7 protein-coding genes and 1 riboswitch are annotated in these 11,438 nt (G+C 72.2%); all 7 genes read right to left on the bottom strand.

What is annotated here, in order from left to right:
• Positions 1-20 precede the first annotated feature (20 nt).
• From cobI to ABZT93_RS26860, 7 genes are read right to left on the bottom strand one after another with little or no spacing between them, the layout of a single operon-like run.
• A complete protein-coding gene (cobI, locus tag ABZT93_RS26830; protein ID WP_356109233.1) occupies positions 21-773 on the bottom strand; it encodes a precorrin-2 C(20)-methyltransferase in 753 nt (250 codons plus the stop codon).
• Positions 770-2,308 carry a cobyrinate a,c-diamide synthase gene (locus ABZT93_RS26835; protein ID WP_356109234.1) on the bottom strand — a complete coding sequence of 513 codons (1,539 nt, stop codon included), beginning with the start codon at positions 2,306-2,308 and terminating at the stop codon, positions 770-772. Before ABZT93_RS26835 ends, cobI begins: the two co-directional genes overlap by 4 nt.
• The gene (gene cobO / locus ABZT93_RS26840) at positions 2,308-2,907 is read right to left on the bottom strand and encodes a cob(I)yrinic acid a,c-diamide adenosyltransferase (protein ID WP_351991126.1); all 600 of its coding nucleotides are present in this window, start codon (positions 2,905-2,907) and stop codon (positions 2,308-2,310) included. Before cobO ends, ABZT93_RS26835 begins: the two co-directional genes overlap by 1 nt.
• Positions 2,907-4,925: a putative cobaltochelatase gene (locus ABZT93_RS26845; RefSeq protein WP_356109238.1), complete on the bottom strand. Its 2,019-nt coding sequence runs from the start codon at positions 4,923-4,925 to the stop codon at positions 2,907-2,909. Before ABZT93_RS26845 ends, cobO begins: the two co-directional genes overlap by 1 nt.
• On the bottom strand, positions 4,922-8,578 hold the full coding sequence (cobN, locus tag ABZT93_RS26850; protein WP_356109241.1) for a cobaltochelatase subunit CobN: 3,657 nt from the start codon (positions 8,576-8,578) through the stop codon (positions 4,922-4,924). Before cobN ends, ABZT93_RS26845 begins: the two co-directional genes overlap by 4 nt.
• Positions 8,575-10,086 (bottom strand): cobyric acid synthase, encoded by a 1,512-nt coding sequence (locus tag ABZT93_RS26855; RefSeq protein WP_356109244.1) that lies wholly within the window; start codon positions 10,084-10,086, stop codon positions 8,575-8,577. Before ABZT93_RS26855 ends, cobN begins: the two co-directional genes overlap by 4 nt.
• Positions 10,083-11,024, bottom strand: a complete 942-nt coding sequence (locus ABZT93_RS26860) for a cobalamin biosynthesis protein (RefSeq protein ID WP_356109247.1) — start codon at positions 11,022-11,024, stop codon at positions 10,083-10,085. Before ABZT93_RS26860 ends, ABZT93_RS26855 begins: the two co-directional genes overlap by 4 nt.
• A 97-nt stretch (positions 11,025-11,121) precedes the next feature.
• A riboswitch (cobalamin riboswitch) is annotated at positions 11,122-11,265 on the bottom strand.
• Positions 11,266-11,438: the final 173 nt, after the last annotated feature.

Genomic DNA, 11,438 nt, shown 5'->3' on the forward strand with positions numbered 1-11,438 from the left:
GAAGGGGTTCGCCGAGGGGGTCACAACTTGCCACCCCGGGTGCCGTCCCGCCGCGCGGGCGCGATCAGGGTGGAGAGATACGGCAGCGGAGCCCCGTCGAGCTCGGCGGCGGGCCGGATGGACTCGGCCTCAAGACCCAGCGCCGATCCCCATACGGCGTCCTCGATCCGCCCGGTCTCCCGGAGCGCCTCGGCCACCTCAGCGGCCTGCCGCCCGAACTTGTAGGCGACGACGGTCCCGGGCCCGTTGAGCGCGTCCTTGAGCACGGCGGAACCGGCGGTGACGGGCACCAGCGTGAGCGGTTCGGTGCCTTCGGTCAGCACGGCCCCCGACCTCGCCGCGAGATCCTGCATGGCGGTGATGCCGGGCACGGTCTCGACGACGACGCCGGGCACGAGCTCGCCGATGGTGTGGGCGAGATAGGTGAAGGTGGAATAGACGTTGGGGTCGCCGATGGTGGCGAAGGCGACCGACGTGTGCGCGGCGAGCAACTGGGCGACCCGATCCCCGGCGGCGTCCCAGGCGGCCTCGCGCCGTCCGTGATCGCTGCGCTCGTTGAGGGCGAAGACGACCCGGACAATCTTCTCCTGCGGCACGTAGTGCAGCACGGTCGCCTCGGCCCGCCCGCGCTCTCCGCCGTCCTTTCCATCAGGTGCAGCCATCACGGGTACGACGACCACGTCGGCGGCGCGCAGGGCGTTGACCCCCTTGACGGTCACCAGCTCCGGATCCCCCGGCCCGACCCCGACCCCGATCAACCTGCTGCTGCTCATGACGTCCGGCACCTCTCCACGAACCGACGGGCGACACCGGGCTGCGAGGCCCAGTGCGTGTGCAGATAACTCGCGTGCACACCACGCTGTACAAATCCTTCGAGCCGCCGCCGGGGCACCCGCACACCCCAGGCCGCCGCGTCCCCCGCCCCCGGCTCCACCACGGTCCGGTGGAACTCGTGCCCCCGCATCCGCGTCCCGGCGACGGCCAGCGAACTGTCGCTGACGGCGACCGCGTCCCGGTACCCGAGGGTGAGCTTCTCCTCCATCCGCGCCGAGGCGTCGAGCACCCCGCACATCGGCTGCCCGTCGAGCTCCCGGCACAGATAGAGAAGCCCGGCACACTCGGCGGCGACGGGTGCGCCGGTCTCCGCGAGGGCTGAAACGGCCTTGCGCAGCGGTTCGTTGGCGGAGAGCTCGGCGGCGTAGACCTCGGGGAAACCGCCGCCGATGACCAACCCGCGTGTCCCGTCCGGCAGTTGCTCGTCGCGCAAGGGGTCGAAGACGATGACCTCGGCACCGGCGGCGGTGAGCAGCTCGGAGTGCTCTGCATAGGAGAAGGTGAAGGCGGGCCCACCGGCGACGGCAACTCGTACCGGTCCGTCGGAAGTCGGGTGCGGGTGCGTGGGGGCTGGTCGCGCAGTTCCCCGCGCCCCTGGGTGGGTGACCTGAGCCGAATCCAGCCCTTCCGGCGTTCGCGCCGATTCAGCCCCTCCGGCGTTTGAGGAGCGGGGGTCTGGGGGCGGAGCCCCCGGGGACGGGACGGGTAGGGGCGGCGGGGGCGAAGAAGCCAGGACCTCAGCCGCGTCCCACACCGCACAGGACAACGCACCGGCACCCCGAGCAAGTGCCATCAGCCCCTCAAGATCACACCCGGCACGCACCTGCTCCGCCATCGCCGCGACGGAGTCGACCGCATCCGCCCGCCGCTCGGCGACCGGCACCAACCCCAGATGCCGAGAAGGCGTGTCGACCTGCGCCACCCGCCGCAGCACCCCGAACACCGGCACCCCGGCCGACTCCAATGCCTCCCGCAGAAGCTCCTCATGCCGATCGGACGCGACCTTGTTGAGGATCACGCCACCCACCCGCACCTCGGGATCCCACGACGCGAACCCGTGCACCAGCGCGGCCACCGACCGGGACTGCGACGAGGCGTCGACGACCAGTACCACCGGCGCCCGAAGCAACTTCGCCACATGGGCCGTAGAGGCCAGCTCGCCTTCCCCCGCAGCCCCGTCGAACATGCCCATCACCCCCTCGACGACGGCGATGTCACACCCCCGTGCCCCGCGCAGGAACAGCGGAGCCACCAGCTCCGGCCCGCACAGGTACGCGTCGAGGTTCCGCCCCACCCGCCCGGATGCGAGCGCGTGATACCCGGGATCGATGTAGTCGGGGCCCACCTTGTGCGGAGACACGGCGAGTCCCCGCGCGGCGAACGCGGCCATCAACCCCGTGGCGACGGTGGTCTTGCCGCTGCCGGAGGACGGCGCGGCGATGACCAGCCGAGGGACGGAAACGGTGGAGGACATCACCACTCGATACCCCGCTGCCCCTTCTGCCCGGTGTCCATGGGGTGCTTCACCTTGGACATGTCGGTCACGAGATCGGCGAAGTCGACCAGCTTCTCGGGGGCGTTCCGTCCGGTGATCACGACATGCTGGGTCCCGGGCCGCTCCCGCAGCACATCGAGGACCTCGTCCGTGTCCACCCACCCCCAGTGCATCGGGTAGGCGAACTCGTCGAGCACGTACAGCTTGTACGTCTCGGCGGCGAGATCCCGCTTGACCTGCTCCCAGCCCTCCCGGGCCTTCTCCTCGTTGTCCATCTGGGCGTCCCGCTGCACCCAGGACCAGCCCTCGCCCATCTTGTGCCAGTCGACGGACCCGCCCTCCCCGGACGCCCCGAGCACCCGCAGCGCGTTCTCCTCGCCGACCTTCCACTTCGCCGACTTGACGAACTGGAACACCCCGATGGGCCACCCCTGGTTCCAGGCCCGCAGCGCGAGCCCGAAAGCCGCGGTGGACTTCCCCTTCCCCACTCCGGTGTGCACGACGACCAGCGGCCGGTTGCGCCGCTGTCGCGTCGTCAACCCGTCGTCCGGCACCACACTCGGCTGTCCCTGAGGCATTACGCGGCCCTCCTCTGTACGTCCTTCACCAGTCCGGCGATCGAGTCGGCCCGCAACTCGTCCAGCGTCACCGCGGTACCGCCCAGTTCACCGGCGAGCTGCCCGGCGAGACCCAGCCGTACGGGCCCGGACTCACAGTCCACGACGACCGAGGCGACACCCTCCGCGGCGAACAGCCTGGCCGCCCGCCCCGCGAGGGCGACCGGCTCGGGCCCGCCGGTGGCCCGCCCGTCCGTCACCACCACGACCAGCGCCCGTCGCGCGGGATCCCGCAGCCGCTCCACCCGCAGCACCTCGTGCGCCCGCAGCAGCCCGGCCGCCAGCGGGGTACGCCCACCGGTCGGCAGCGTCTCCAGCCGAGCGGCCGCCGCGTCGACCGACGAGGTGGGCGGCAACGCGACCTCCGCGGCCGACCCCCGGAACGTCACCAGCCCCACCTTGTCCCGCCGCTGATACGCGTCGAGGAGCAGCGACAGCACGGCCCCCTTCACCGCGCTCATCCGCTGCCGCGCCGCCATCGACCCCGAGGCGTCGACGACGAACAGCACGAGATTGCCCTCGCGCCCCTCACGGGTCGCCTGCCGCAGATCGTCACGCCGGACCACGAGCCCACGCCCCGACCGTCCCCGCGCCCGCTGATGCGGGGCGGCCGCCTGCACGGTGGCCGCCAAGTGCAGCTTGGTCAGGGCCCCTCGGGGGCGGCGGGCCCCCGTCGTCCGCCCGTGCTCGGTCCGCGCCCGGGACCGTCGCCCGGCAGCGCCGTCCCCGAGTCCGGGCACGCTGAGCACCTTGGTGCGGAAGGGCTCGGACGCCCGTGCGGCGGCCTGTTCACCGGCACCGGCACCGGACGCCTGCGGCTCACCGTCGTCCCCGGCCTCGGGCCGCGCGCCGGAACCCCCGTCGGCCTGCGGCCCGTCGGCGGAGGGCGGCTGCCCGCCACCCCCACCGGGCCCGTCCGGATCCGGCTCGTCGTCCCCGGAGCCCTCCGAGCCCTCGGAGTCCCCGGAGCCGCTGAACTCCTCCAGCGTCTCGTCGAGCTTGTCCTCGTCGAGTCCCGGCGCGTCAAAGGGATTACGGCGCCTGCGGTGCGGCAGCGCGAGCAGCGCGGCCTGCCGCACGTCCTCCGCGAGCACGTCGGTGCGCCCGGCCCACGCGGCCAGCGCGGTCGCCGTACGCGCCATCACGATGTCGGCCCGCATGCCGTCCACCTCGAACGCGGCACAGGTCGCCGCGATCTGCCGCAGCGCCCCGTCGCCCAGCCGCACCGACGGCAGCAACTCCCGTGCGGCGACGACCCGTTGCCGTACGGCCGCCTCCTCGTCCGCCCAGCGCGCCGAGAAACCCGCCGGATCGTCGTCGTACGCGAGCCTGCGCCGTACGACCTCCACCCGCTGGTCCGGCTCCCGCGAGGCCGCGACCTCTACGGTCAGCCCGAACCGGTCGAGCAACTGCGGCCGTAGCTCGCCCTCTTCGGGGTTCATGGTGCCGACCAGCAGGAACTTCGAGGCGTGCCGTACCGAGACGCCCTCCCGCTCGACGTACGAGGCCCCCATCGCGGCCGCGTCGAGAAGCAGGTCGACGAGGTGGTCGTGGAGGAGGTTGACCTCGTCGACGTAGAGGATCCCGCGGTGCGCGTCGGCGAGGAGTCCCGGCTCGAAGGCCTTCACGCCCTCCGCGAGCGCCCGCTCGATGTCGAGGGCGCCGACGAGCCGGTCCTCGGAGGCGCCGACGGGGAGTTCGACCATGCGGGACGCCCGCGAGGTGCCCGGCCCCGGTTCGTGGGGGCCGTCCGGGCACGCGGGGTCCGGCGCGGCCGGATCGCAGGAGAACCGGCAGCCGGGGACGACCGCGACCTCGGGCAGCAGCGCCGAGAGGGCGCGCACCGCCGTCGACTTGGCGGTGCCCTTCTCGCCGCGCACCAGCACTCCGCCGACCGCCGGTGACACGGCGTTCAGCAGCAGCGCGAGCCGCAGGTCGTCCTGGCCGACGACGGCCGTGAACGGAAACGGGGTACTCACTTCTCGTCACCCTCCAAGTCGCCCTCGAGCTCCAGGTACGTGGCCCGCAGCCGCTCCAGCGTCTCCGCGTCCGGCTCGGCCCACAGTCCACGGTCGGCGGCCTCCAGGAGCCGTTCCGTGATGCCCCGCAGCGCCCAGGGGTTGGACTTCTTCATGAAGTCCCGGTTCTCCGCGTCGAAGACGTACTCCGCGCTGAGCTTCTCGTACATCCAGTCGTCGACCACGCCCGCCGTGGCGTCGTAGCCGAAGAGGTAGTCGACGGTCGCCGCCATCTCGAAGGCGCCCTTGTAGCCGTGCCGCCGCATGGCCGCCATCCAGCGCGGGTTGACCACCCGGGCCCGGAAGACCCGGTGGGTCTCCTCGCCGAGCGTGCGCGTCCTCACCTGGTCCGGGGTGGCCGAATCACCCACGTACGCCTCGGGGTTGGTGCCCGTGAGGTGGCGCACCATGGCGACCATGCCGCCGTGGTACTGGAAGTAGTCGTCGGCGTCGACCAGGTCGTGCTCGCGGGTGTCGACGTTCTTCGCGGCGACGTTGATCCGCTTGAACGCCGTCTCCATGTCCCCGCGCGCCGCCCGCCCGTCGAGCCCGCGCCCGTAGGCGTAGCCGCCCCACACCGCGTACACCTCGGCGAGGTCGGCGTCCGAGCGCCAGTTGCGGGCGTCGATCAGGGGCAGCAGCCCGGCACCGTACGCCCCCGGCTTTGACCCGAAGATCCGGGCGGTCGCGCGCCGCCGGTCACCGTGCTCGACGGTGTCCTCATCGGCGTGCGCCTTCACGAAGTTGCGGTCGGCCGGCTCGTCCAGCTCGGCCACCTTGCGGACAGCGTCGTCGATCAGCCCGACCACATGCGGGAACGCGTCCCGGAAGAACCCGGAGATCCGGACGGTCACGTCGATGCGGGGCCGTCCGAGTTCCTCCAGGCCGATCACCTCGAAACCGGTGACCCGCCGCGAGGCCTCGTCCCACACCGGACGGCAACCGAGCAGTGCCAGGATCTCGGCGATGTCGTCGCCCTGCGTGCGCATCGCGGACGTGCCCCAGACGGTGAGGCCCACGGACTTCGGGTACTCACCCGTGTCCTGGAGGTACCGCTGCACCAGCGAGTCGGCGAGCGACTGCCCGACCTCCCAACTGAGCCTGGACGGAATGGCCTTGGGGTCGACGGAGTAGAAGTTCCGGCCGGTCGGCAGGACGTTGACGAGCCCACGGGTCGGGGAGCCGGAGGGCCCGGCCGGGACGTAACCGCCGTCCAGGGCCTTGAGGATGTGGCCGATCTCGTCGGTCGTGCGGGCCAGCCTCGGCACGACTTCGTCGCAGGCGAACTCCAACACGGCGACGGCGTCGGCGAGTTCGGTGCCGAGGACGTCACGGACGAGACCGGGGACGGCCGCCGCGTCCCAGGACACGGCCTCCATGCCCTCCGCGACCCGCCGGCACAGCTGCTCCAGCAGGTCGATCGCGTCGGCGGCCGTACGGGACGGTCCCTCCACCAGGTCGGACAGCTCGACCGGCACCTTCACCGGCGCCCCCGGCTCGGCCAGCAACTCCTTCTCCACCAGCCCGAAATGAGCGGCGAACGCGGCCCGCAGCCCCGGCAGGGCGTTCGCCTGCCCGCCCCAGACCTGCGAGGCGCGCAGCACGGCCAGCACCAGATTGACGCGGGCCTCGTCGACCGGACCGCCCCCGAGGATGTGCAGCCCGTCCCGGATCTGCACGTCCTTGATCTCGCACAGATAGCCGTCGATGTGCATGACGAACTCGTCGAACGCCGCGTCGTCCGGCTGCTCGTCGACATGCAGGTCGTGGTGCAGCTCGGCCGCCTTGACCAGCGTCCAGATCTGCGCCCGCACGGCCGGGGCCTTGGTCGGGTCCAGGTCGGAGACGAGGGCGTACTCGTCGAGCAGCTGCTCCAGCTTGGCGAGGTCGCCGTAGGTGTCGGCCCGCGCCATCGGCGGGACCAGGTGGTCGACGACGGTGGCGTGCCCGCGCCGCTTGGCCTGGGTGCCCTCGCCGGGGTCGTTGACGATGAACGGGTAGATCAGCGGCAGCTCACCGAGCACCGCGTCCGGAGCACAACCCCCGCTCAGACCGAGCCCCTTGCCCGGCAGCCACTCCATCGTGCCGTGCTTGCCCATGTGGACGACCGCGTCGGCACCGAACGAGTGGTCCAGCCACCGGTACGCGGCCATGTAGTGGTGCGACGGCGGCATGTCCGGGTCGTGGTAGATCGCGATCGGGTTCTCCCCGAAGCCGCGCGGCGGCTGGATCATCACGACGACATTGCCGAACTGGAGGGAGGCCAGCACGATGTCGTCCCCGTCGACGTACAGCGAGCCGGGCGGCTCGCCCCACGCGTCCAGCATGGCCTGCCGGAGCTCCGGGTCCAGCCGGTCGAACCACGCCTGGTAGTCGGCGAGCGGCACCCGCGCGGGGGCGGAGGCCAGCTGGTCCTCGGTGAGCCACTCGACGTCGTGGCCGCCCGCCTCGATGAGCCGGTGGATCAACTCGTCGCCGCCGGAAGGGTATTCCGTGAGCGAGTACCCGGCGTCCCGCAGCGCGTCCAGCACCCGCACCGCCGAAGCGGGCGTGTCCAGGCCCACCGCGTTGCCGACGCGCGAGTGCTTGGTCGGATACGCGGTGAAGACCAGCGCCAGCTTCTTCTCGGCGTTCGGCTTGTGCCGCAACTTCGCGTGCCGTACGGCGATCCCGGCGACCCGCGCGGCCCGCTCCGGGTCGGCCACGTACACCGGGACGTCGTCGGGGCCCTGCTCCTTGAAGGAGAACGGCACGGTGATCAGCCGTCCGTCGAACTCCGGGATCGCGACCTGCATGGCCGCGTCCATGGGGGACAGGGCCGCGTCGGACTCGTCCCAGGCCGCCCTGGACGTCGTCAGGCAGAGCCCTTGCAGCACCGGCACGTCGAGGTCGGCCAGCGCCCCGATGTCCCAGGCCTCCTCGTCCCCGCCGGCCGAGGCCTGCGAGGCGTGGGTGCCGCCGGCGGCGAGGACGGTGGCGATCAGGGAGTCGGCCCCGGCGAGGATCTCGTAGAGCCCGGCGTCGGCTCCGCGCAGCGAACCGCAGTACACGGGAAGGGCGTTGGCCCCCTTCGCCTCGATCGCCTCGCACAGGGTGTCCACGAAGCCGGTGTTGCCGCTGAGTTCGTGGGCGCGGTAGAAGAGCACACCGACGGTGGGCCGACCGCTCTCCCGCGCGTAGGCGCCATGGACGCCGTACTCCGGCATCTTGTGCGGCTCGACGAAGCCCTCGCCGGTCAGCAGCACGGTGTCGGAGAGGAACCGGGCGAGTTCCTCCAGGTTCGCGGGCCCGCCCTCGACGAGGTACTTCAGCGCCTCCGCCACGACACCGGCCGGTACGGACGACTCGGCCATCAACTCCGCGTCGGGTACGGACTCTCCGCCCAGCAGGACGGTCGGGATGCCCGAAGCCCTCAGCGCGCCGAGCCCGTCCTCCCAGGCCCGCTTGCCGCCGAGCAGCCGTACGACGGCGATGTCCGCGCCCTCGATCAGCGCCGGCAGCTCCTGCGCGACATCGACCCGGGTCGGGTTCCCGATCCGGTACGAGGCACCCGAAGCGGCCCGGGCCGCCAACAGGTCCGTGTCGGCGGTGGACAACAACAACACTGTGCTCATGCGGGCGCTCCCGGTGGAATGAAAGGCAGTCCTTGCGGCGCGCCGGACTCGATGAGCCGCCACAGCGCGTCCGTGTCCGCGTGCTGTTCGATCAGGTCGCCGAGCCGGTCGAGCTGCTCCTCGCGCAGCGCGGCGAACGAGGTGTCGGGGGCCGGTACGAACCGGCGGTCCGCGGCGGCCGCCACCTCTCGCAGGAAGGCCCGCCGGAAGCCGTCCGACTCCAGCGAGCCGTGCCAGTGCGTGCCCCAGGTCTGGCCGACGCGGCAGCCGTCGAGGAAGGGGACGCCTCCGCTCACGTCGGCGACCCCGTGATGGATCTCGTACCCCTCGACCCGCTCCCCGAGGGCTTCCCCCACCGGCCGGGTGAGGGTCTTCTCCCGCGCGAACCGCACCCGCACGGGAAGGACTCCGAGGCCGTCGACGGCTCCGACGCGCGATTCGACCTCGTCCTCGATGTGCTCGCCGAGGATCTGGAACCCGCCGCAGATACCGAGGACGGGCCGCCGTTCGGCGACCCTGCGCCCGATGGCCGCCGCGAGCCCCCGCTCGCGCAGCCACTCCAGCGCGCGGACGGTCCCACGGGTTCCCGGGATCACGACGAGGTCGGCGTCGGCCAGCTCCTCGGGCCGGTCGACGAACCGGACCACGACACCCGGCTCGGCGGCCAGGGCGTCCACATCGGTGAAGTTGGACATCAGCGGGATCGCACAGACGGCGACCCGCAGCACGTCCTCACCCACCGGAGGGCTCACCGCGGATTCCCGGACCGTCCCCCGCAGCGACACCCGCAGCCCGTCCTCCTCGTCGATCCCGAGGCCGTGCCGGAAGGGCAGTACGCCGTAGGTGTGCCGGCCGGTGAGGCTGTGGAGCATGTCGAGCCCGGGTTCGAGCAGCGAGACGTCCCCCCGGAACTTGTTGACGAGGAACCCGGCGACGAGCGCCTGGTCCTCCTGCGAGAGCAGCGCGACGGTCCCGAAGAAGGACGCGAAGACGCCCCCGCGGTCGATGTCGCCCACGACCAGCACGGGCAGCCCCGCGTTGCGGGCGATCCCCATGTTCACGATGTCGGTCCGCCGGAGGTTGATCTCGGCCGGGCTCCCGGCCCCCTCACAGATCACCGCGTCATACGTGCCCCGCAACTCGGCGAGACAGTCGAGCACCGTCCCGAGCAGCTTCTGCTGCCGCCCCCCGTGATACCCACGTGCGCTCAGCTCACCGACCGGCTTCCCCAGCAGCACGACCTGACTGCTCTGTTCACCACCGGGCTTGAGCAGCACGGGATTCATCAGCGCGGTCGGCTCGACCCGGCAGGCCTGCGCCTGCATGGCCTGCGCCCGCCCGATCTCGGCGCCCTCGCGCGTGACGAACGAGTTGAGGGACATGTTCTGCGCCTTGAACGGCGCGACCTTCACCCCCTGCCGCACCAGCCACCGGCAGATCCCGGCGGTGACGACACTCTTGCCGGCGTCCGAGGTGGTACCTGCGACGAGAAGACCCCCGCCCCTCATGCCCTGTGCCCCTTCACGAAGGCCCGCGCGGCGACACCGACGCCGAGCGCGAGCAGTGAGACGCGCCGCGACAGCCGTACCGCGCGCTCGATGTCGTGGGTGGCGACGGCCCGCCCCTCCTGATGCAGCACCGGCCGGTGCTCGACCCGCCCGGCGTACGAGAGGGTCCCCCCGAGCCGGACCCCCAGCGCGCCCGCGAACGAGGCTTCCACGGGCCCCGCGTTGGGACTCGGATGCCTGTGCGCGTCCTCCCGCCAGGCCCGCACCGCACGCCGGGGACTGTCCCCGGCCAGGGCGGCGAGTACGGCGGTCAGCCGCGCCCCGGGCCACCCGGCGAGGTCGTCGAGCCGGGCCGAGGCCCACCCGAAACGCCTGTACCGGGGCGACTTGTGCCCCACCATGGCGTCGAGCGTGTTCACGGCGCGGAACCCGAGCAGCCCCGGCACCCCGCCGACGGCACCCCACACGAGCGCCCCCACGACGGCGTCGGAGGTGTTCTCGGCGACGGACTCCACGACCGCCCGGGCGATTCCGTCGGCGTCGAGAGCCTGAGGGTCGCGCCCACAGAGATGAGGCAGCCGGTCCCGGGCCGCGTCCACGTCCCCGGCCTCCAGCGCCCGCCCGATGACCCGGGCCTCCCGCGCGAGTGAAGTCCCGCCCACGACAGCCCAGGTGGCGGCGCCGGTGAGAACGACGGAAGCGGTACGGGACGGACGTACGACATGCTCCGCGACGGCTCCGAGCCCCACCGCGGCACCCACACACACGGCGGTGTGCAGCGCGCCCCACCCCCGGTGGTCCCGCCACAGCACCCGCTCCACGGCACCGGCGGCCCGTCCGAACGCGGCGACCGGGTGCCCACGACGTGGGTCACCGAGCAGAAGGTCACCGATCAGACCGGCGGCGGCGCCGTACGCGAAAACGCGATCGGCACGCATCGGGTCAGCCGATCGCGGGGTCGTTCAAGTGCCTGGTACTGCTGGTGGATCGGCAGGCGAGCATCGCGTCATGTCCTCACTCAGGGTGTCCGCGCCCTGGTTCGACGAGTCCGGCGGCGAGAGTTCCTGGCTCCCGGGGCTACCTACCCCGGTGACAGTGGCGGGACCGCGCCGGATTCGCACCGGCTTCCTCTCCTGCCGCCGTATATGGCTCCGGCAGTCCACCACGGGCCTTCGAGACCCGTCAACTTGCTGTTGACCTGCGGCGGGGGAGTGTGCAGAACCCCACACCACCGGTCATGGAAGACGGCCGGGCGGGCACGGAACCTGCAGCCGGGCGACCACTCCCGCCAGAGCCGGTCGATGAAGGCGAAGTCGTCGAACTCGACGGCCGACTCCGCCAGGGCCGTCTGG

The sequence above is a fragment of the Streptomyces sp. NPDC005303 genome (assembly GCF_040607335.1).
In the GTDB taxonomy this organism is placed as follows: Bacteria; Actinomycetota; Actinomycetes; order Streptomycetales; family Streptomycetaceae; genus Streptomyces.

Excerpts from the sequence above, each read along its gene's own strand:
- cobI (WP_356109233.1), bottom strand. The coding sequence starts at position 773 with ATGAGCAGCAGCAGGTTGATCGGGGTCGGGGTCGGGCCGGGGGATCCG.
- ABZT93_RS26835 (WP_356109234.1), bottom strand. The coding sequence starts at position 2,308 with ATGTCCTCCACCGTTTCCGTCCCTCGGCTGGTCATCGCCGCGCCGTCC.
- cobO (WP_351991126.1), bottom strand. The coding sequence starts at position 2,907 with ATGCCTCAGGGACAGCCGAGTGTGGTGCCGGACGACGGGTTGACGACG.
- cobN (WP_356109241.1), bottom strand. The coding sequence starts at position 8,578 with ATGAGCACAGTGTTGTTGTTGTCCACCGCCGACACGGACCTGTTGGCG.
- ABZT93_RS26855 (WP_356109244.1), bottom strand. The coding sequence starts at position 10,086 with ATGAGGGGCGGGGGTCTTCTCGTCGCAGGTACCACCTCGGACGCCGGC.
- ABZT93_RS26860 (WP_356109247.1), bottom strand. The coding sequence starts at position 11,024 with ATGCGTGCCGATCGCGTTTTCGCGTACGGCGCCGCCGCCGGTCTGATC.